The organism is Agromyces albus (assembly GCF_030815405.1).
GTDB classification, from domain to species: domain Bacteria; phylum Actinomycetota; class Actinomycetes; order Actinomycetales; family Microbacteriaceae; genus Agromyces; species Agromyces albus_A.
The window spans coordinates 1,879,330-1,900,610 of record NZ_JAUSWX010000001.1 but is presented as its reverse complement, the minus strand read 5'-3'; the positions used below and the strand labels follow the sequence as shown (position 1 = coordinate 1,900,610).

Sequence of the window (21,281 nt, the reverse complement as noted above, 5' to 3'; positions counted from 1 at the left end):
GTTCTGGAGGTGCTGAGCGATGACGGAGACCGGGGTCAACTCGACGGCATCGCTGCGCCGTCTGGTGCCACGCATCTTCTCGAAGGCGCAGCCCTCCGGGGCCGTCGACACGCTGCTGCGCACCGTGCGGATGCATCACCCGAAAGCTGACATCTCGCTCGTCGAGCGCGCCTACACTGTCGCGGAGCGCGCGCACGAGGGCCAGAAGCGCAAGAGTGGCGAACCCTACATCACGCATCCCGTCGCGGTCGCGCAGATCCTCGCCGACCTCGGCATCGGGTCGAAGACCATCGCTGCGGCGCTGCTGCACGACACCGTCGAAGACACGTCGTACACGCTCGACCAGGTGCGTGCCGACTTCGGCGACGAGATCGCGATGCTCGTCGACGGCGTCACGAAGCTCGACAAGGTCAAGTACGGCGACTCCACGCAAGCGGAGACCGTTCGCAAGATGATCGTCGCGATGTCGAAGGACATCCGGGTGCTCATCATCAAGCTCGCCGACCGGTTGCACAACGCCCGCACGTGGGGATTCGTCCCTGCGGAGTCCGCGGCGCGCAAGGCCACCGAGACGCTCGAGATCTATGCGCCGCTCGCGCACCGGCTCGGTATCCAGGCCATCAAGCTCGAGCTCGAAGACCTCTCGTTCGCGGTGCTGTACCCGAAGCTCTACGCCGAGATCGAGAGCCTCGTGAAGCAGCGCACCCCGCAGCGCGAGGAGTTCGTGCAGAACGTCATCGACCTCGTGAACGACGATCTGAAGAGCGCGAAGATCCGTGGCAAGGTCGTGGGGCGCCCGAAGCAGTACTACTCGATCTACCAGAAGATGATCGTGCGCGGCCGGGACTTCGACGAGATCTACGACCTCGTCGGCATCCGCGTGCTCGTCAACTCGGTGCGCGACTGTTATGCCGTGCTCGGCGCGATCCACGCACGATGGACCCCGCTGCCCGGTCGTTTCAAGGACTACATCGCCACACCGAAGTTCAACCTGTACCAGTCGCTGCACACGACTGTCATCGGCCCGAAGGGTCGCGCGGTCGAGATCCAGATCCGAACGCACGACATGCACCAGCGCGCCGAGTTCGGTGTCGCGGCGCACTGGAAGTACAAGGAGCGGCTCGCCACGGGGCGTACCGCCGACAAGCAGGCCGGCGGCCAGAGCGAGACCGACATGGCCTGGCTCGCGCACATCTCCGATTGGCAGGCCGAGACCGCCGATCCGGGGGAGTTCCTCGACTCGCTGCGGTTCGAGATCGGCGCCAAGGAGGTCTACGTCTTCACGCCGAAGGGCCGCGTGATCGGCCTTCCCGCCGGCTCCACCCCCGTCGACTTCGCCTACGCGGTGCACACTGAGGTCGGGCACCGTACGATGGGCGCGAAGGTCAACGGCCGGCTCGTGCCGCTCGAGAGCGAGCTGTCGAGCGGCGACGTCGTCGAGGTGTTCACGTCGAAGAACCCCGACTCCGGCCCGAGCAAGGACTGGCTGGGCTTCGTGAAGAGCCCGCGTGCCCGGAACAAGATCCGCCAGTGGTTCACGAAGGAACGACGCGACGAGGCGATCGAGCAGGGCCGCGATGCGATCGCACGTGCCATGCGCAAGCAGAACCTGCCGCTGCAGAAGCTGATGAGCCAGGAGTCGTTCGCCGAGGTCGCAGCACAGCTGCACTACGACGACGTCTCGTCGCTGTATGCCGCGGTCGGCGAGGGGCACGTCTCGACCCAGTCGGTGCTCGAGAAGGTCGTCGCGCTCGTGCGCGACGTCGATGAAGGCGACGAACCCGACCTGCCGATCCCGGTGCGCTCGCGCCCGCTGCCACGCAGCTCCGACTCGGGTGTGCTCGTTCGCGGAGCCCCCGACATCCTCGTGAAGCTCGCGCGTTGTTGCACACCGGTTCCCGGTGACGCGATCGTCGGCTTCATCACGAGAGGCTCGGGCGTCTCGGTGCACCAGGCGAACTGCCACAACGTGCAGTCGTTGATGCGCGAGCCCGAGCGCATGATCGACGTGGAATGGGCGCCGAGCTCGAAGAGCATCTTCCTCGTGCACATCCAGATCGAGGCCCTCGATCGTGCCGGATTGCTGTCGGATGTCACGCGCGTGCTCTCGGAGCACCACGTCAACATCCTCTCGGCGAACGTCTCCACCTCGACCGATCGCCTTGCGATCAGCCGATTCGTCTTCGAGATGGGCGACACGACGCACCTCGACCGCGTGCTCAACGCCGTGCGCCGCATCGATGCGGTCTACGACGTCTATCGGGTGAGCGACGGTTGAGCCTGCCGCACTGACCCGGCGATCCGCGCACGGTCGAGACGTTCGAGCGCGCGCAGCTTGTGCGGCATCCGCCGGGCTTCGTCGAATCGCAGCTGCACCTCGTCGGCAAGGCCGGGGCGGTCGGAAAAGAGCGCCGCGACGACGGATTCGGACTCGTCGTCGGTGAGCGCGGACTCGCGCAAGAGGTCGAATGCGGTGCGGGCGACGGACGTGCAGCGGGAAGCGCCGAAGTCGACGATGTCGGCCTCGTCGATCGTGACCTCGCGAACGATCGACCGATGATCGCTGATGACCGCGATCCTCGACCGGTGCGGCACGCAGAACTGCGCGATCGCCGGGGGAGCGTGCAGCGCGCCGTGCACCCAAGCCGCGGACAGGCGCTCGATCACGAGTGCCCGTGGTGCGCGAAGCGCTACGACGGCCGCGCGAAGCGAGGGGAGGTCGGGCTCGTCGATCGGGCTCCAGCCGTCGTCGATCGCGACGAGCTCGCCGTCGATGCGCGCCGCGCAGAGTTCGGCCAGTGGGAGGTCATCGGTGCCGAGCACCGCGGGAAGTCGAGCCATGGAGCCCATGCTGCGGCAATCCGGACCTCGGAATGCCGTCGCGCCCTGATCTGTGGACAACCGCAGGCCACGGCGTGACGCCGCGGCAGAGTCAGCGGCGCCGAGCGGCCCGCGGGGCCGCTCGGCGCTCGGAGGTCGGACGTGAATCGCCCGCGGCGATTCAGCCGCCGACGGCCTTCAGCCACGCGCGTCGAGCCTCGAGCGCTTCGCGGGCGGTGTCCGCCGCTTTCGCGTCACCGGATGCCTCAGCGGCGGCGAGTTCATCTTCGAGTTTGGCGATGGCGTCTTGGAGCTGGCCGAGCATGCCCTCGGACCGAGCCTTCTTCTCGGGGTCTTCGCGCTGCCAGTGCTCGTCTTCGAGCGACCGCACGTGCGTCTCGACCTTGCGGAGTCGGTCTTCGACGACACGGATCTGGTCACGGGGGACCTTCCCGATCTCGTCCCATGCGCGCTGGAGGCGGTTCAGGGACGAACGCGCCTGCTTCGGGTCGCGCTCGGTGAGGAGTTTCTCGGCCTCATCGAGCAGCGCGAGCTTCTCGGTGAGGTTCGCCTGGTAGGCCTCGTCCTCTTGAGCGTCGATCTCGGCCTTGGCCTGGAAGAGCACGTCGCCAGCTGCCTTGAACTTCGCCCACAGCGTGTCGTCGAGCTTCTTGCCGGCGCGGCCCGCGAGCTTCCACTCGTCGAGCAGGCTGCGGTAGTCGGCCACGGCGTCGGCGCCACGAGGCGCGAGGGCCTCGGCACGCTCGATGAGCTGCTGCTTACGCGAACGCACGTCGCGATGGGCGGCGTCGAGTTCGGCGAAGAACGCCTTGCGGTGCTGCTCGATCGTCGATCGTGCGGTGCGGAAGCGCTTCCAGAGTTCGTTGGCCTCGTTCTTCGGCAGGCGGGGACCGTCTTGCTGCTGGCGCTGCCACGTCGCGAAGAGCTCGTCGAGCTCGGCGGTCGCCTGCTTCCACTGCGTCTTGGCGGGATCTTGCGCGGCCAGCGCCTCGGCCTGCTCGACGACCCTGGTGCGCTCGGCGATCGCCTCGGCCACCGCGGCCTTCGCCTCAGCCTGCTGCTGCTCGGTGAGCTCCTGTGCGGTGCCGGACAGCGCCTCGAGGCGGCGCGCGAGTGCCTCGAGGTCGCCGACGGCTTTGGCCTCGGCGACCGACTCGCGGAGCTTCGTCACGGCCTTCGCGACATCCGTGGCCGGAGCGCCCCTGCGAACGCGCTGCTCGAGCAGGGTCACCTGTCCGGCGAGATCGGCGTACTTGCGCTCGAAGTACGCCATGGCCTCCTCAGCCGAGCCGTCGGGATATTGACCGACGGCACGCTCGCCCTCGTTCGTCCGCACGAAGACGGTGCCCGTCTCGTCGACGCGGCCCCACGGTTGCTGCTCTGATTCGGACACGGCCTCACCTTGTCATAGGTCGGGTGCCGCCCGGGGGCGGCGTTGCGGCATCAAGCCTATTGCACCGCCCACAGGCGGCGCGGATCGTCACTCGATCGTGAACCCGCTGATCGTGACGGGCACCGCGGGGGCGCCGTCGCTCTGGCCGTCGGCCGTGCCGGCGTCGGTCACGCCTGCGCGAAGTGCGTCGAGCCCGCTCGTGACGCGGCCGACGACGGTGTAGCCGCCGGCCTCATCGGCCGTGAGCGTCGTGTCTTCGTACACGATGAAGAACTGGCTGCCCTGGCTGTAGGCGTTCTGCTGCTGACGGGCGATCGCGATCGTGCCGGCGGGGTACTGGTTGTCGGCGGGCGCGTTCTCGATGGGGCCGTAGCTGTAGCCGGGACCACCGCTGCCGTCGCCGACCGGGTCCCCGCACTGGAGCACCCAGATGTTGTCTTTCGTCAGGCGGTGGCAGCCGAGCCCGTCGTAGAAGCCCGCCTGGATCAGGCTGATCTCGCTCGAGGCGGCCTGCGGCGCGGCGGCACCGTCGAGCTCGATCCCGAGTGGGATGTCGTTGAGCGTGAGCGTGCCGGTCCAGGTGCGACCCTCTGCGAGGTCGGCGGAGGGCACGTCGCCCTGGTTCTCGCCGGGAGGCGTGGACGGCGCGGGCGTCTCGGTCGCTGCCGGCTCGGTCGCGCCCGGTCCGCCGCTGAAGTAGAAGAGCTGTGCGCCCGTCGCGAGGGCGAGCACCACGACGAGCGCGAGGCTCGCGATGACGTTGTCGCGAGTGCGGCGGCGCTGCTTTCGGACGTGCACTTCCTGCCGGGCCTGGTAGGTGCGCAGGCGCGCTCGTTCTTCACGCGCCTGTCGGTCGTTCGATGCCACGCATGCTCCTTCTCGGGACTCCTGCGTGCCGACTCTACGCAAGCCCCGGTGTGCGCACCAATCGCCGCCCCGCCGGCACTCTCGAACATCGACGTTGCGCGGCTTCCCCGCACCGGTTTCCATGTCGGATGCCGCGACTACGCTGAGAAGCATGGTGGACTCCGGCCCGGGGCTGCGCTCCGGCGCTACCCCCCTCGCGGTGCGCATGCGACCGACGAGCCTCGACGAGGTCGCCGGCCAGCGACACCTCCTCACCCCGGGTTCGCCGCTCGTGGCACTCGCCGGCGACCGCTCGGGCGAGTCCGGGTCGGTCTCCGTCATCCTGTGGGGGCCGCCCGGAACGGGCAAGACGACGCTCGCGCAGGCGATCGCGCGCTCATCGGGGCGCAAGTTCGTCGAGCTCTCGGCCGTGAGCGCCGGAGTGCGCGACGTCCGCCAGGTGATGGAGGAGGCGCGAGCGAGCCGCGATCTGTACGGGCTCTCAACGGTGCTCTTCCTCGATGAGATCCACCGCTTCTCGAAGGCCCAGCAAGACGCCCTGCTGCCGGGCGTCGAGAACGGCTGGGTCATCCTCGTCGCCGCGACCACCGAGAATCCGTCGTTCTCGGTCATCTCGCCGCTCCTGTCGCGCTCCCTCCTGCTCACGCTCGAACTCCTCACCGACGACGACCTCGGCCTGCTCGTCGACCGCGCGGTCGAAGATCTGCGCGGGCTGGCAGGCAGGTTCGAGCTCGCCGCCGAGGCACGTGCGGCGATCATCCGGCTCGCCTCGGGCGACGCCCGCCGGGCGCTCACGGCCCTCGAGGCGGCATCCGTGGCGGCCTCGCAGTCCGTGCCGGCGGCCGAAGCAGAATCGGCGGCGACCGACGACGCCGAGACGGATGCCGCAGCACCCGCGAAGCCCGTCATCACCGCCGACATCGTGGCGCGCGCCGTCGACCGCGCGCTGCTCCGCTACGACCGCAACGGCGACGAGCACTACGACGTCATCAGCGCGTTCATCAAGTCGGTGCGGGGGAGCGACGTCGATGCGTCGCTGCACTACCTCGCCCGCATGATCGAGGCGGGTGAAGATCCGCGGTTCATCGCACGGCGCATCATCGTGCTCGCCTCCGAAGACATCGGCCTCGCCGATCCGAGTGCGCTCGGCGTCGCGGTGGCCGCTGCAGATGCCGTGCAGTACATCGGCATGCCCGAGGGGCGCATCCCCCTCGCGCAAGCGGTCGTGCACCTGGCGACGGCGCCGAAGTCGAACGCCGCGTACCTGGGCATCGACCGAGCCATCGCCGACGTGCGCGAGGGCAAGGCGGGGCGGGTGCCCAAGCACCTCCGCGATGCGCACTATCCCGGCGCCAAGCGGCTCGGGCACGGCAAGGGCTATCGGTATCCGCACGACGATGCGATCGGCGTCGTGGCACAGGAGTACCTGCCCGAGTCGCTCCGCGGGGCGGTCTATTACGAGCCGACCGAGCACGGCAACGAACGCGACGTCTCGGCCCGCCTCGCGAAGATCAGGCGCATCGTGCGCGGCGAGCGCTGATGCGGGCAACGACGCGTGGCACGGGGCCTTCGGCGTGATAGCATATCGGTTGGCCTGAAGCCTGATTCTCGCGTGCGGCTGCGCGGTTTCCACGGTGAAGGGGCGAGACCTGTAGCCGGTCTGCCCGTGGCGAACCCCTCTGACAAGACTTCCGGCGCCCGGCGCGCCTGGAACCAACCGTTTGAGATTCTTCCGAAAGGACATTCGTGTCGAACCAGTCACGCAGCAAGACCCGCCTCTCCCGCGCACTCGGCGTCGCCCTGACCCCGAAGGCCGCCCGCTACATGGAGAAGCGTCCCTACGCTCCCGGTGAGCACGGCCGCACCAAGCGCAAGACCGACTCCGACTACGCCGTGCGTCTGCGCGAGAAGCAGCGTCTTCGCGCCCAGTACGGCATCCGCGAGAAGCAGCTCCGCATCGCGTTCAACGAGGCCCGCCGCACCGAAGGCCTGACGGGTGAGAACCTCGTCGAGCTGCTCGAGATGCGTCTCGACGCGCTCGTGCTCCGCGCCGGCTTCGCCCGCACCATCACGCAGGCTCGCCAGTTCGTGGTGCACCGCCACATCCTCGTCGACGGCCAGCTCGTCGACCGTCCCTCGTTCCGCGTGAAGCCGGGCCAGCTCGTGCACGTCAAGGCACGCAGCGAGGGCACCGAGCCCTTCCAGGTCGCGGCCGCCGGCGGTCACGTCGACCTGCTCCCGCGGGTCCCCGGTTACCTCGAGGTCGAGCTCGACAAGCTCCAGGCCCGCCTCCTGCGTCGCCCGAAGCGCGCCGAGGTCCCCGTCACGTGTGACGTGCAGCTCGTCGTGGAGTACTACGCCGCTCGCTGACGCAACGGCATCAGAACAGGGGTCGCGGGGTTTCCCGCGGCCCCTGTTCCGTCTTCGGCGCCCGCATTGCGCGCCACTAGACTGGTTCGAGGCGTGCCGAGCGCACCGCATCGGCGAGAGATCGAGCAGGGAGCATTCCGTGAAGAGCATTCTGTGGTTCACCGCCGGCGTTGCAGCCGGGTTCGTCGTCGCGCACCAGATGAACCAGACCAAGCAGGGTCAGGACTTCTTCTCATCCATCGACGCGAAGGCCCGTGCATTCGGCAACGCCATCGCCGAGGGGTACCACGCCCGCGACGCCGAGCTGCGAGCCGAATCGGGCGACGCAGCCCCGGGTCGCTGAGCGCCCGACCACGTTGAGGCCCGGATGACCCGGGCGTGATCCAGAACGGAACCATGCAGACTGCCGACATCCGCCAGCGTTGGCTGGACTTCTTCGCCGAGCGCGGACACGCCGTCGTGCCCTCGGCCTCGCTCGTCTCCGACGACCCGACGCTGCTCTTCACGGTCGCCGGAATGGTGCCGTTCGTGCCGTACCTCACGGGACTCGTTCCCGCGCCGTACCCGCGGGCCACGAGCGTGCAGAAGTGCATCCGCACGAACGACATCGAGGAAGTCGGCAAGACTCCGCGACACGGCACGTTCTTCCAGATGAACGGCAACTTCTCGTTCGGCGACTACTTCAAGGAAGGCGCCATCGCCATGGCGTGGGAGCTGCTCACCACTCCCGAGGCCGATGGCGGATACGGCTTCGACCCGAACGACCTCTGGGTCACCGTCTACAAAGACGACGACGAGGCGATCGAGCTCTGGAAGCAGATCGCCGGCCTGCCCGAGGAGCGCATCCAGCGCCTCGACAAGGACACGAACTACTGGCACACCGGCCAGCCCGGCCCGGCCGGCCCGTGCTCAGAGATCTTCTTCGATCGCGGTCCCGCGTATGGTGTCGACGGCGGCCCGGCCACCGATGACGACCGCTATGTCGAGATCTGGAACCTCGTGTTCATGCAGTACCTCATCGACGATGTGAAGTCGAAGACCGACTTCCGCATCGTCAGGGAGCTGCCGAAGAAGAACATCGACACCGGCATGGGGCTCGAGCGCGTCGCGTTCATCAAGCAGGGCGTCGAGAACATGTACGAGATCGACCAGGTGCGCCCCGTGCTCGATCGCGCGGCGGAGCTCTCGGGTCGTCGGTACGGAGCCGATCACGACGACGATGTGCGAATGCGCATCATCGCCGACCACATCCGCTCGGCGCTCATGCTCATGAGCGATGGCGTGAGCCCGTCGAACGAGGGGCGCGGCTACATCCTCCGCAGGCTCCTGCGTCGCAGCATCCGTGCCATGCGCCTCCTCGGCGTGGAGGGTCCGACGTTCCGTGAGCTGTTCGCGGCATCGCGTGACGCGATGAAGGCGGCCTACCCCGAGGTCGCGACCGACTACACGCACATCGAGCAGCTTGCGCTCGGCGAAGAGGAGACGTTCCTCCGCACGCTCACCGCGGGCACGGGCATCCTCGACCTCGCCGTCGAGAAGACCAAGCGCGCGGGCAGCGCAGAGCTCGCCGGCGACACGGCCTTCCTTCTGCACGACACTTACGGATTCCCGATCGAGCTGACGCTCGAGATGGCCGAGGAAGCCGGCCTCGCGGTCGATCGAGGGGCGTTCGACTCGCTCATGACCGAGCAGCGCAGCCGTGCGAAGGCCGACGCGAAGTCGAAGAAGAAGGTGCTCGCCGACCTCTCGGTGTACGCGGACTTCCGCGCCAAGGGCGAGACGATCTTCACCGGATACTCCGACCTCACCACGCAGTCCAGCGTGCTCGGGCTCCTCGTCGACGGCCGGCCCGTCTCTCGAGCGAGCGCGGGGCAGACGGCCGAGGTGATCCTCGCCGAGACCTCGCTCTATGCCGAGTCCGGCGGCCAGGCGCCCGATCAGGGCCGCATCGTCGGCGACGGCTTCGAGCTCGAGGTGCTCGACGTGCAGAAGCCGATCAAGGGCCTCATCAGCCACACCGTGAAGGTCAGCCTCGGCGAGGTCGGCGTTGGAGTGCCCGCGACGACGCTCGTCGACGAGCAATATCGGCGGGGCGCCACCCAGGCGCACTCCGGCACCCACATCGTGCACGCGGCCCTCCGCCAGGTGCTCGGGCCGAACGCACACCAGTCGGGATCGTTCAACAAAGCGGGCTACCTCCGCCTCGACTACGGCTGGAACTCGGCACTCTCGTCCGAGACCCGCAGCGAGATCGAGGAGATCTCCAACGCTGCGATCCGCGACAACCTCGAGGTCCGCACCCGCGAGATGCCGCTCGACGAGGCGAAGTCCCTCGGCGCGATGGCGCTCTTCGGCGAGAAGTACGGCGACGTCGTACGTGTCGTCGACATCGGCGGGCCATGGTCGCGCGAGCTGTGCGCCGGCACTCACGTGTCGACGAGTGCCGAGATCGGCATGATCAACATCGTCGGCGAGTCATCCGTCGGCGCCTCGAATCGTCGAGTCGAATCGCTCGTCGGGCTCGAGGCGTTCCGCCGGTTCGCCGCCGAGCGAGCGCTCGTCTCCGAGCTCACCTCGACCCTGAAGACCAGGCCAGAGCAGCTTGTCGACCGCGTCGGCGAGCTCGTCTCGAGCCTGAAGGCAGCCGAGAAGCGCATCCAGGCCTTCGAGTCGAAGGCGCTGAACGACCGGGTGCCGGCACTTGCGGCGAAGGCCGTGCGCACTGGCGACGTGCTCCTCGTGGCGGAATCGGTCGGGAAGCTCGGCTCGGGCGACGAGCTTCGTTCGCTGGCCCTCTCCGTGCGAACCCAGCTCGGCGCCGTGGCATCCGTCGTAGCACTGGCCGGGGAGGTGGGCGGCAAGCCGCTCGCCATCGTGGCGACGTCGCCTGCGGCTCGAGACGCCGGCGCGAACGCCGGTGCGATCGCGAAGGCGACGGCTGCGGTGCTCGGCGGCGGTGGCGGCGGCAAGCCCGACCTCGCGCAGGGCGGGGGCAACGACGTCTCAGCGATCCCTGCAGCACTCGACGCCGTACGACGAGAGCTCGGCCGGTAGACGCTATGCGACTGGGCGTGCGGCTCGGCATCGATGTGGGGCGAGCACGCATCGGTGTCGCACGTTGCGATGCTGGGGCGCTCCTCGCTGTGCCTGTGGAGACGGTTCCGCGCGCGCCCGATGGCGACGCCGACGTCCGCCGCGTGCTCGAGCTCGCGGAGGAGTTCGGCGCTTTCGAACTCGTGGTGGGGCACCCGCTCTCGTTGTCGGGTGCGGCGACCGCATCGACCGACGATGCGGTCGCCTTCGCCGAGCGTCTGGCACGGGCTGGGGCATCCGTGCGACTCGTCGACGAGCGGCTCTCCACTGTGAGTGCCCAGCAGGCGCTTCGGGCCTCGGGGCGGTCGAGTCGCACCCAACGTCCAGTCATCGACCAAGTTGCTGCGATTATCATTCTGCAACACGCCATCGACACGGAGCGGGCGTCGGGCGCGGAGCCCGGCCGGACGCTCACGACAGACGAAGGGTCGTCCCCCCTGTGACCCACCCTCCTGCCTCGCCGGCCGGCGGATCCGAGCGCCCCCCGATGACCCGTCGCGAGGCCCGGGAGGCCGAGCAGCGCAGGGCTGCCCTGCTGCAACAGGAGGAGCAGCAGGAGCAGCAGGAGCAGGGAGCCGGCCGGTCGTCGTCGTCGACGCCGCCGCCGCCGCCGCCGCCGCCGCAAGCGCAGTACCCGACCGAGCAGCGGATGGCCCAAGAGGCCGCCGAGCGACAGCTGGCGTCCGACATGCCGTCCGATGACCGGCATACGCGACCGTGGCCGGCTGAACAGCAGGCAGCTTCACAGTGGGAGGCGGGTCAGCGGGGCGTCCCGCCACACCAGACGGCGCACGAGGCCCCGTTCCAGTGGCAGCTCGATGCCCCCGACTCGGGGTCGAAGGAGCATGAGGAGGACATCCTTCTGCCATGGGACGAGGAGTCACAGCCGTGGTCAGGCGCCCCTGATGACGACGAACCCACCTCGCATCGATTGAGCCGTTCGGAGCGGCGCGCCCTCAAGCACGGCGGGTATCACGACGACGACAAGCCCCGCAGGAAGGGACCGTGGGGGTGCCTGGTCGGACTCCTCGTCGTCGCCGCGCTCGCGGTGGGCGCGTTCTTCTTCCTCCAGGGCCCGATCAACGCGCTCATCGAGCGATTCACTCCCGCCGAGGACTATACGGGAGCCGGCACCGGCGAGGTGATCTTCATGATCCACGAAGGCGACACCGGCGCCGATATCGCTGAGAACCTCGTCGACGAGGGCGTCACCGCCTCCTACGACGCCTTCTACGATCTGCTGCTCGAGCAGTCGCCCGATCCCGAGTTCCATCCCGGTGCGTACGAGTTGGCCGAGCAGATGAGCGCCCGGGCAGCGCTCGACGCGCTTCTCGACCCGACGAAGAAGCTCGAGAACACCTTCGTCATCCAAGAGGGGATGTGGGCGAAGAACGCCCTCGCCGAGGCGGCGGCCGTCTCCGAGATCCCGATCGAGGAGCTGCACGCCGCGGCCGCCGACCTGCCGGCACTCGGTCTGCCTCCCGAGGCGACGAGCGTCGAGGGATTCCTGTTCCCCGCCACGTACACCGTCGCTCCGGGCATGACGGCCCCCGACCTCGTGAAGATGCTCGTCGATCGCTCGTTCCAGGCGCTCGATGCCGCGGGAGTCGCGCCCGAGGATCGGTGGCGCACCGTCATCAAGGCGTCGCTCATCGAGCGGGAGGCCGGGGCCCGCGGCGACGACTACACCGACTACTTCAAGGTGTCGCGGGTCATCGAGAACCGGCTGAACCCCGAGCTCTTCGAAAGCGGCCTCCTGCAGTTCGACTCGACCGTGCACTACGGCGTCGGCGACGACTCCGTCGTCACGACGACCGAGGCCCAGCGCTCCGACCCGGCGAACCCATACAACACCTACGTGCATCCGGGCCTCCCGCCGGGGCCGATCGGCAATCCCGGCGACAAGGCGATCGAGGCGGCGATCAACCCGGTCGACGGACCGTGGCTGTACTTCGTGACGGTCGACCTCGACTCCGGTGAGACGGTGTTCTCGTCGACGATCGAGGAGCACGAGGCCGCCGTCGTGCGCTTTCGCGCCTGGCTCGACGAGCACCCCGAGTACGGGGACTGACGCCATGCGCCGACTCGCGGTGCTCGGTTCGCCGATCGCCCACTCGAAGAGCCCAGGACTCCACCGCGCCGCCTACCGGCTGCTCGGCCTCGATTGGGAGTACTCCGCGATCGAGATGCGCGGCGATGGCCTCGCCGCATTCATGGAGGGACTGGATGACTCGTGGCGGGGGCTCTCGCTCACGATGCCGCTCAAGCAGGACGTGCTTCCGCTGCTCGACGACGTCGAAGAGCTCGCGGTGCTTGCCGGTGCAGCGAACACCGTGCTCTTCGACGACGGCAGGCGGCGCGGCTTCAACACCGACGTCGCGGGCATCGTGCGCGCGCTCGGTGAGGCGGGCGTCGCCCGCGTGCGTCACGGGGTCGTGATCGGCGGCGGCGCGACCGCCGCGTCCGCACTCGTCGCAATGGCCGAGCTGGGCGCCGCGCACGTGCGGGTGCTCGTTCGGCGGCCTGGCGCCGCCGCGGAGCTGATCGCGCTCGGCTCGCGACTCGGCCTCGTGGTCGACGAGGCACGCATCGACGAGCTCGCACTGGCGCGCGAGGCCGAGCTCATCGTGAGCACCGTTCCCGGTGGCACGGACCTCGGCGTCGCGGCATCCGACAGCCTCGTGCACAGCGCGGCCCTGCTCGACGTCGCATACGACCCGTGGCCGTCGCCGCTCGCCGCCGGCTGGATCGCCGCGGGCGGCACGGTCGTGCACGGACTCGGGATGCTGCTGCACCAAGCGCTCATCCAAGTGCGGATCTTCGTGCACGGCGATCCGCTCGCACCGCTTCCCGACGAAGACGCCGTGCTCGCCGTCATGCGCGAATCCCTGTAGCGCGGCTGTGGAAGGATAGAGGGCATGCTCCGTTGGCTCACTGCCGGAGAGTCGCACGGTCCTGAGCTCGTCGCGATTCTCGAAGGTCTTCCCGCCGGTATCCCCGTCTTGCTCGACGATATTCGCGCCGACCTCGCGCGCCGCAAGCTCGGCTACGGCCGGGGCGCGCGCATGAAGTTCGAGCAGGACGAACTGTCCATCTCGGGTGGGGTGCGCCACGGACTCAGCCTCGGCAGCCCGGTCGCCCTGCGCATCGGCAACACCGAATGGCCCAAGTGGTCCGAGGTGATGAGCCCTGAGCCGGTCGATCCCGACTCGCTCGGCCGAGGCCGCGGCGCCCCGCTGACCCGGCCTCGACCCGGGCACGCCGATCTCGTCGGCATGCAGAAATACGGCTTCGACGAGGCGCGCCCCGTGCTCGAGCGCGCCAGCGCGCGCGAGACCGCGGCCCGCGTCGCCCTCGGCGCCGTCGCTCGCTCGTTCCTCGCCGAGCTCGGCGTGCGCCTGGTGGCGCACACGCTCGCGATCGGCCCCGTGCGAGTTCCCGAGGGCCGGCCGCTGCCGCTGCCCGACGATGTCGATCAGCTCGACGCCGACCCGCTGCGGTGCTTCGACCCCGAGACCTCCGCGGCGATGGTCGCCGAGGTCGACGCGGCGCACAAAGACGGCGACACCCTCGGCGGCGTCGTCGAGGTGCTCGCCTACGGCGTGCCGCCCGGACTCGGCTCCTACGTGCACTGGGACCGTCGACTCGACGCGCAACTCGCCGCGGCACTCATGGGCATTCAGGCGATCAAGGGCGTCGAGGTCGGCGACGGATTCCTCACCACGACGCGTCGCGGCTCGGTGGCGCACGACGAGCTCCACCAGGGCGAGGGTCGCATCCTGCGCGGCAGCGACCGTGCCGGAGGCACGGAGGGCGGCATGAGCACCGGCACCGTGCTGCGGGTGCGCGCCGGCATGAAGCCCATCGCGACCGTTCCGCACGCACTGCCGACGGTCGATGTCGCCACGGGCGAGCCCGCTGTGGCGCACCACCAGCGTTCCGATGTCGTCGCAGTGCCGGCGGCCGGGGTCGTGGCCGAGGCCATGGTCGCCCTGACCCTCGCGAACGCGATGGTCGAGAAGTTCGGCGGCGACTCCGTGGCGGAGACGCGGACGCAACCTCGACGCCTACCTCGCCGCGATCCCCGCTACGCTCCGCACCGCGGGCGCTTCGGAGGCCGCCGCGGCCGATCGTGCCTGACGAGCGCCGCCCGGGCCTGCCGATCGTGCTCATCGGCCCGATGGGTGCCGGCAAGTCACGCGTGGGCCAACGGCTCGCCACGGCCATCGACGCCCCCTTCATCGACACCGACGCCCGGATCACCGAGCGCTACGGCCCGATCGACGAGATCTTCGATCGCGAGGGCGAGGAATACTTCCGCATCATCGAGCGCGAGATCGTCGCCGACGCGTTGCGGGAGGAGTCCGTGATCTCGCTCGGCGGGGGCGCCGTGCTGCACCCCGAGACGCAGGCCGACCTCGAGGACCTGGCGGTCGTGTGGCTGCAGGTCTCGCCCGAGGCGGTGGCACCGCGACTCTCGGGCAGCACCCGACCGCTCCTCGCCGAAGGCGGCATCGGGGCGTGGAAGGCGATCCTCGAGTCGCGGCGGCCCGTGTACGAGGCGCTCGCCGACCTGCGCATCGACACCTCGCGCCGCTCGGTCGCGCGGATCGTCGAGGAGATCACCGAGTGGTTCGGAGGAGCACGATGACGGCGAGCGAGACGCGAACGACGATCCACGTCGGGGGCGACGACGAGTACGACGTCGTGATCGGGCGAGGGGTGCTCGCCGAGCTCCCCGAAGTGCTCGGCACGGCACCGAAGAAGGTGCTCGTGGTGCATCCGTCGACCCTCGGCGCTCGCGCCGCGGCCCTGCGCGAAGAGCTGCAGGGCCGGTATGAGGTGCTGCTCGCCGAAGTGCCCGACGCCGAGGCGGCCAAGCGCGTCGAGGTCGCCGCGTTCTGCTGGCAGGTGCTCGGCCAGGCCGACTTCACGCGCAGCGACGCCGTCATCGGGCTCGGCGGCGGCGCGATCACCGATCTCGCCGGCTTCGTCGCCGCCACGTGGCTGCGGGGCGTGCGCGTCGTCCAGGTGCCCACGACCGTGCTCGGAATGGTCGACGCGTCGGTCGGCGGCAAGACCGGCATCAACACGAACGAGGGCAAGAACCTCGTGGGCGTGTTCCACGCGCCCGCGGCGGTGCTCTGCGACTTCGACCTGCTCGACACCCTCCCGAAGAACGAGATCCTGGCCGGATTCGCCGAGATCGTGAAGGCGGGGTTCATCCGCTATCCCGAGATCCTCGACGTGATCGAGGCCGACCCCGAAGCTGCGACCGACCCGGCGACGCCCGAGTTCCGTCGCGTCGTCGAGCTCGCCATCCGCATGAAGGCCGAGGTCGTGAGCGAGGACTTCACCGAGCAGGGCCTGCGCGAGATCCTGAACTACGGCCACACGCTCGGGCATGCGATCGAGCACGCCGAGCGCTACCAGTGGCGCCACGGCGCGGCGGTCGCGGTCGGCATGATGTTCGCCGCCGAGCTCGGCCGGCTGAACGGACGCCTCTCCGACGAGGTCGTCGATCGGCATCGCCGCGTGCTCGAGCTGCTGAGCCTGCCGACGACCTATCCGGCAGGCCGGTGGAACACGCTGCTCGCCACCATGCAGCGCGACAAGAAGGCCCGCGGGGGAGCACTGCGGTTCATCGTGCTCGACGACATCGCGCGGCCGACGGTGCTGCACGCGCCCGACCAGTCGCTGCTCTTCGCCGCGTACCAGGAGATCGGCTCCTGACAGGCAGCGAGGGTGGGGATGCCACGGCATCCCCACCCTCGCTCCGGGCCGCGCTGCTCAGTCGATGGCCGCGACCGCGACGTCGGGATTGTCGCTGAACAGTCCGTCGAGGCCTGCCTCGACGAAGACCCGGATCTCGCCGCCGAGGTCGCCGATCCCGGCGGGGTCGGCGCTGGATCGAAACTCGGCAGGGAGGAAGGCGTTCTCGCGGCGGAAGGTCCAGCCGTGCACGTCGAGGCCTGCTGCGTGCGCGTCGGCGATGACGGGGGTCGGCGTGCCGAGCGTGCCGTCGGCGTTGCGCGGGATCGCGACGCTCTTCTCGATGCCGATGCCGTCGGCGTAGCTCGCGATCTCGGCGAGCCCGGCGGGGGTCACGAGGTCGGCATAGGTGCGCGCATCGCCGGCGACGGTGAAGTCGTACGGCCGGCCGATCGAGCTGATGAGCTGGGCGAGGGCGACGTCCGTCAGCCCGTCGAGCTCCTTCAGGTTCGCAACCTCGAAGCTCTGCACGATGACCGGGGTATCGGCGTCGTCGACGCCGTTCCGCGAGAGCTGGGCGACGAGCGGCTCCTCGAGCGAGAGGCCGATCGAGTCGAAGTACGTCGGGTGCTTCGTCTCGGGGTACACGCCGATCGGCTCACCCTGGCAGCTCACCGAGTGCCGCGCGAGGTCGATGACCTCGTCGAGCGTCGGCACCTGGTAGAGGCCGTTGAACGCGGTGTTCTGCGGACGAATCTGCGGGAGGCGCTCGATCGCGCGGAGGGTCTTCAGCTCGGCGAGCGTGAAGTCCTCGGTGAACCAGCCGGTCACCGTGGCGCCGTCGATCGTCTTCGTGGCCTTGCGGGAGGCGAACTCGGAGCGGGACGCGACATCCGTCGTGCCGCTGATCTCGTTCTCGTGGCGGGCGACGAGGACGCCGTCCTTCGTCGCGACCACGTCGGGCTCGATGAAGTCGGCGCACTGCGTGATCGCCGTCTCGTAGGCCGCGAGGGTGTGCTCAGGGCGGTAGCCGCTCGCACCACGGTGGCTCACGACGGTGATGTCCGAGGAGGGGACGCGCTCCTTCTCGAGGTCGATGAGATCGAACTCGGTGTCATCCGGCGTACCGGTGATGCGTGCGTCATTGCCCGGGTAGTTGTTGTCGTTGCCGATGAGGAGGCGCCCGTCGCGCAAGCGCACGACGGTCTCGAACGACTGCACCGGCAGCGAGAACACCTCGCCCGTTCCGTAGCCGTCGCCCGCGCCGAGGAGGTCGGGGTTGGCGATGCGCAGGGCGTCGAGCACGAGCGACTTCTCGACGTAGCCCTCATGATCGGTACGCGAGAGGTCGATCTCATAGACGCGCTTGGTGACCGCCTGCTCGCCCTCGAAGTCGTCGCGCTCGACGAGGAGCAGCACGTCATTGCGCACGGTGAACGCGTCACCGACGACGTTCGCGTCCTGGTCGGCCTGGTAGTTCCACGTGCGTCCGGTGTAGGAACCGGAGGTCGTGTCGAACTCGAGGATCTCGCGACGCCGGAGGTCGGGGTCGTCGGCGTATGCGCCCTCCAGCACCGGGTAGAGGTGTCGACCGCTCGTCGATCCCGCGAGCGCCTCGAACCCGCGGCTCGCGCGCACCCGGGGCGTCTCGCCCGCAGCGAGATAGGGGTTCTGCGGCGACTTGGCGCCGCCCGGCAGCGGGACCGGCTTCTCGAGGAGCGTGCCGTCGGCGTCGAAGTGCAGGAGGAACGGGCCGAACTCCTCGCCGACCCAGAACGAGCCGTCCTTCGCCTGCACGATCGACTCGATGTCGAAGTCCGCTCCCGTCAGCAGTCGCTCGGGGGTCGACTCGTTCACGATCGGGAAGTCGAGCACGTGGTTCGCGTCGTTGTAGGAGATGAAGCGCTCGATCGCGATCGATCCGTCGCCACCGCCGGCCGTCTCCCAGTCGGGGCGCACGAGGTAGCTGCGCAGCAGGAAGTCGGACGAGTTCGCCTTCGAGCCGAAGCCGTTGTCGGGCTGGGCCCAGAAGGTGCCGTCGCCGTTGTCGATCATCGCGGAGAAGCCCGGCACGACCTGTCCGGCGAACGGGCCGGTGCGGCCGTTCGCAGCCGAAGCCAGCGCGCCGGACGGCGGCCCCGCCTCGAGGTGGTCCGCCGAGAGCGTCGCGCGGGCGACGAGCGTCGGCTCGACGATCTTGGCCGAAGGGCCCTGCGGCTCGCCGTTGCCGGCCGCGATCGCGGGAGAGGGGACGAGGATGAAGGCCGCGGTGGCGGCCGCCGCGGCTAGGGCGAGGAAGCGCATCTGCGCGCGAGCTGAGCGATGTGGCATGCACGCAACCCAATCGGGTGGAGCGCACGCGGAAATGGCCGTCGGCGATCCCGATGTCGACGAATGGGTGAACACGAGACTCGTTCGACGAGTGACGTGCAGTCCCCGTCATCCTCCCGTTCACCGGATGGATAGGCTTGCCGCGTGACCTCCACGATCCTCGTCCTCAACGGACCGAACCTCGGCCGGCTCGGCACGCGCGAGCCCGAGGTGTACGGCAGCGAGACGCTCGCCGACATCGAGACGGCGCTCGCGGCATCCGTGCCCGACGGGGTGTCGATCGACCTCAGACAGACCGACGACGAGGCCGAGCTCATCGCGTGGATCCACCACGCCGTCGACGAGCGAGTGCCGGTCGTGCTGAACCCGGCTGCCTTCACCCATTACAGCTATGCGCTTCGGGATGCCGCCGCGCAGCTCAGGCAAGCGGGCGTGCCGCTCGTCGAGGTGCACCTCTCGAACCCGCACACGCGCGAGACCTTCCGGCACACGAGTGTCATCTCGGGGGTCGCCACGGGCGTCATCGCGGGCTTCGGATCCGACTCCTACCGGTTGGCCGTCGATTGGATTCTGCGACACGCGTGAGCCGGGATTCTGCCGCGCGCGTGGCAGGGGTGCCTGCATTGGCGCCGTCCGACGGCAGCGACTACACTCGACCGACTGAACTCTGTGTTCCGGCCGACTCCGGCCGAGCAATTTCGCAACTGAACGGATCACATTCGCATGGCAAGCACCGCTGACATCAAGAACGGCGTCGTCCTGAACATCGACGGCCAGCTCTGGAGCGTCATCGAGTTCCAGCACGTCAAGCCCGGCAAGGGCGGTGCGTTCGTCCGGACGAAGCTGAAGAACGTGGTCTCGGGCAAGACCGTCGACCGCACCTACAACGCGGGCACGAAGATCGACGTCGAGAACGTCGACCGTCGCGACTTCACCTATCTCTACAACGACGGCGAAGCCTTCGTCTTCATGGACGCGAGCGACTACGACCAGCTCACGGTGCCCGCCACGGTCGTCGGCGACGCGGCGAACTTCATGCTCGAGAACCAGTCCGTCACGATCGCCCTGAACAACGGCAATCCGCTCTACGTCGAGCTCCCGGCATCCGTCGTGCTCGAGATCACCTACACCGAGCCGGGTCTGCAGGGCGACCGGTCCACCGGCGGAACGAAGCCGGCGACCGTCGAGACCGGCTACGAGATCCAGGTTCCGCTCTTCCTCGAGACGGGCACCAAGGTCAAGGTCGACACACGTACCGGCGACTACCTCGGCCGCGTGAACGACTAGTGAGCGCTCGCACCAAGGCGCGCAAGCGCGCGCTCGACATGCTGTACTCGGCCGACATGCGGCAGGTGCCGGTCGAGCAGATGCTCGTCGTCGAAGCGGAGAAGGCCGTCAGCGAGCCCGAGCGCGCGGCTTCGTGGCTCTACGCGCGCGAGATCGTCGACGGCATCGTCGACCACCGCGCCGAGATCGACGAGCTCATCGAGACCCACTCACGCGGGTGGACCCTCGACCGGATGCCGGCGGTCGACCGGGCGCTCCTGCGCATCGGGGTCTGGGAGATCCTCTACAACGACGCGGTGCCCGACCCCGTCGCGATCTCCGAAGCCGTCGAAGCGGCGACCGTGCTGTCGACGGATGACTCGGCCGGGTTCGTGAACGGCCTGCTCGCGGCGATCTCGCACTCCAAAGGGTAGGTCGTCTTCGGGCAGGGTCGGCCTGCGAATGAAAGGCGGCAGGATTCCTGTCGCGTTCCTCAGATCAGTTCGCGACGCGACCTCGAGCGATACTCGGTCGGGCTCATGCCGTTGACCGAGCTGAACTGGCGCGAGAAGTAGAACGCGTCGCTGTAGCCGACGGCGGAGGCGATCTCGGCGACGAGGGCGTCCGTGGTGATGAGCAGCTCGCGGGCGCGCGCGATGCGCAGCCGCTTGACGTACTCGACGACGCCCGTGCCGGCGGAGGCTTTGAAGAGTGCGGCGAAATGCGACGTACTCATGCCAGCCAAGCGGGCCAGCGCGGGCACGCTCATCGGCTCGGCGAGGTGGGCGCGCAGATGGTCCTGCACGAGGTGGATGCGATCGACCGACCCGGCCCGGCCCCGCAGCCGGTCGGCGGCGAGTTGCGCGAAGAGGTTCCAGGCGGGACCGACCGCTGCGTAGAGACTCGCTCGGGTCTCGTCGCGCTCGACCTCTGACACGACCTGCCGGGCGAGCGCGACGGCGCCGAACATGTCGCGCACGGGGAGGACGGGTTGCCGGTCGGCGCCGAGCACCGCGTCGACGAGCGTCGGCACGTCGACGCCTTCAGCGTGCAGCCACCAGATCGACCACGGGTCGCGCTGGTCGGCGCCGTACCGGTGCGGCACGTCGGGCGGGATGAGTACTGCATCGCCGGCCGAGATCGTGTGCTGCGCGCCGTGCATCGTGAGCCACCCACTGCCCTCGGTGCAGAGGATGAGGATGGCCTGTCGGACACCATCCGGCCGAGAGCGGCCGTGCGAGGTCGCATGCGGGAAGTGTCCAGCATCGGTCACGAGCAGGCGACCCGTGAGCGGGTCTTTCAGCGCCGCCTTGATGAGCGGCTGCGGGAGAACACGGAGCCGCTGGCCCGGGAATCCGTCGGGGATGAGCATGGCGACTAGGCTACGCCCAATCGGCGAATCGTCCAG

18 protein-coding genes and 1 pseudogene are annotated in these 21,281 nt (G+C 69.1%); 14 read left to right on the top strand and 5 right to left on the bottom strand.

The annotated features are described in order from the left end of the window. Positions 1-19 precede the first annotated feature (19 nt). Positions 20-2,278, top strand: a complete 2,259-nt coding sequence (locus QFZ29_RS08890; RefSeq protein WP_306893786.1) for a RelA/SpoT family protein — start codon at positions 20-22, stop codon at positions 2,276-2,278. On the opposite strand, the gene QFZ29_RS08885 is transcribed toward QFZ29_RS08890, so the two are convergent. The 3 genes from QFZ29_RS08885 to QFZ29_RS08875 form a co-directional block, all read right to left on the bottom strand. Further along, positions 2,257-2,841 carry a hypothetical protein gene (locus QFZ29_RS08885; protein WP_306893785.1) on the bottom strand — a complete coding sequence of 195 codons (585 nt, stop codon included), beginning with the start codon at positions 2,839-2,841 and terminating at the stop codon, positions 2,257-2,259. The two genes, QFZ29_RS08890 and QFZ29_RS08885, sit on opposite strands and share 22 nt — an antisense overlap. 160 nt (positions 2,842-3,001) lie before the next feature. After that, positions 3,002-4,234 (bottom strand): DUF349 domain-containing protein, encoded by a 1,233-nt coding sequence (locus tag QFZ29_RS08880; protein ID WP_306893784.1) that lies wholly within the window; start codon positions 4,232-4,234, stop codon positions 3,002-3,004. A gap of 87 nt (positions 4,235-4,321) precedes the next feature. Next, entirely contained in the window at positions 4,322-5,101 is a 780-nt protein-coding gene (locus QFZ29_RS08875; protein ID WP_306893783.1) for a peptidylprolyl isomerase, read from the bottom strand. Between the two features lie 151 nt (positions 5,102-5,252). On the opposite strand from QFZ29_RS08875, the gene QFZ29_RS08870 reads away from it, so the two are divergent. From QFZ29_RS08870 to aroB, 10 genes and pseudogenes are all read left to right on the top strand, one after another. After that, positions 5,253-6,641, top strand: coding sequence for a replication-associated recombination protein A (locus QFZ29_RS08870; protein WP_306893782.1), 1,389 nt, complete (start codon positions 5,253-5,255; stop codon positions 6,639-6,641). 206 nt (positions 6,642-6,847) lie between these two features. Then, entirely contained in the window at positions 6,848-7,471 is a 624-nt protein-coding gene (gene rpsD / locus QFZ29_RS08865) for a 30S ribosomal protein S4 (protein ID WP_129521080.1), read from the top strand. A gap of 139 nt (positions 7,472-7,610) precedes the next feature. Beyond that, the gene (locus tag QFZ29_RS08860; RefSeq protein ID WP_214870412.1) at positions 7,611-7,814 is read left to right on the top strand and encodes a hypothetical protein; all 204 of its coding nucleotides are present in this window, start codon (positions 7,611-7,613) and stop codon (positions 7,812-7,814) included. A gap of 53 nt (positions 7,815-7,867) precedes the next feature. Next, the gene (alaS, locus tag QFZ29_RS08855) at positions 7,868-10,525 is read left to right on the top strand and encodes an alanine--tRNA ligase (protein ID WP_306893781.1); all 2,658 of its coding nucleotides are present in this window, start codon (positions 7,868-7,870) and stop codon (positions 10,523-10,525) included. A gap of 5 nt (positions 10,526-10,530) precedes the next feature. After that, positions 10,531-11,007 carry a Holliday junction resolvase RuvX gene (gene ruvX / locus QFZ29_RS08850; protein WP_306893780.1) on the top strand — a complete coding sequence of 159 codons (477 nt, stop codon included), beginning with the start codon at positions 10,531-10,533 and terminating at the stop codon, positions 11,005-11,007. Between the two features lie 44 nt (positions 11,008-11,051). Further along, the gene (gene mltG / locus QFZ29_RS08845) at positions 11,052-12,635 is read left to right on the top strand and encodes an endolytic transglycosylase MltG (RefSeq protein ID WP_306893779.1); all 1,584 of its coding nucleotides are present in this window, start codon (positions 11,052-11,054) and stop codon (positions 12,633-12,635) included. A 4-nt stretch (positions 12,636-12,639) separates the two neighbouring features. Then, complete coding sequence (locus tag QFZ29_RS08840; protein WP_306893778.1) at positions 12,640-13,458, top strand: shikimate dehydrogenase; 819 nt, start codon at positions 12,640-12,642, stop codon at positions 13,456-13,458. A gap of 24 nt (positions 13,459-13,482) precedes the next feature. Then, positions 13,483-14,704, top strand: a pseudogene (aroC, locus tag QFZ29_RS08835) (chorismate synthase). A 40-nt stretch (positions 14,705-14,744) separates the two neighbouring features. Continuing rightward, positions 14,745-15,215: a shikimate kinase gene (locus tag QFZ29_RS08830; protein WP_306896668.1), complete on the top strand. Its 471-nt coding sequence runs from the start codon at positions 14,745-14,747 to the stop codon at positions 15,213-15,215. After that, positions 15,212-16,297 (top strand): 3-dehydroquinate synthase, encoded by a 1,086-nt coding sequence (gene aroB, locus QFZ29_RS08825; RefSeq protein ID WP_306893777.1) that lies wholly within the window; start codon positions 15,212-15,214, stop codon positions 16,295-16,297. The genes QFZ29_RS08830 and aroB overlap by 4 nt, the downstream gene beginning before the upstream one ends. A gap of 57 nt (positions 16,298-16,354) precedes the next feature. Here the strand turns inward: aroB and QFZ29_RS08820 are convergent, their stop codons facing one another. Then, positions 16,355-18,607 carry an esterase-like activity of phytase family protein gene (locus tag QFZ29_RS08820; protein WP_306893776.1) on the bottom strand — a complete coding sequence of 751 codons (2,253 nt, stop codon included), beginning with the start codon at positions 18,605-18,607 and terminating at the stop codon, positions 16,355-16,357. 144 nt (positions 18,608-18,751) lie between these two features. Between QFZ29_RS08820 and QFZ29_RS08815 the strand changes: the two genes are divergently transcribed. The 3 genes from QFZ29_RS08815 (at position 18,752) to nusB (ending at position 20,307) form a co-directional block, all read left to right on the top strand. Next, positions 18,752-19,192 carry a type II 3-dehydroquinate dehydratase gene (locus QFZ29_RS08815; RefSeq protein ID WP_306893775.1) on the top strand — a complete coding sequence of 147 codons (441 nt, stop codon included), beginning with the start codon at positions 18,752-18,754 and terminating at the stop codon, positions 19,190-19,192. A gap of 138 nt (positions 19,193-19,330) precedes the next feature. Beyond that, on the top strand, positions 19,331-19,894 hold the full coding sequence (gene efp, locus QFZ29_RS08810; protein WP_129521070.1) for an elongation factor P: 564 nt from the start codon (positions 19,331-19,333) through the stop codon (positions 19,892-19,894). Next, positions 19,894-20,307, top strand: coding sequence for a transcription antitermination factor NusB (gene nusB, locus QFZ29_RS08805; protein WP_214870419.1), 414 nt, complete (start codon positions 19,894-19,896; stop codon positions 20,305-20,307). Before efp ends, nusB begins: the two co-directional genes overlap by 1 nt. 59 nt (positions 20,308-20,366) lie before the next feature. Here nusB and QFZ29_RS08800 read toward each other — a convergent pair whose 3' ends face one another. After that, positions 20,367-21,245 carry an AraC family transcriptional regulator gene (locus tag QFZ29_RS08800; RefSeq protein ID WP_306893774.1) on the bottom strand — a complete coding sequence of 293 codons (879 nt, stop codon included), beginning with the start codon at positions 21,243-21,245 and terminating at the stop codon, positions 20,367-20,369. Between the last annotated feature and the right edge of the window lie 36 nt (positions 21,246-21,281).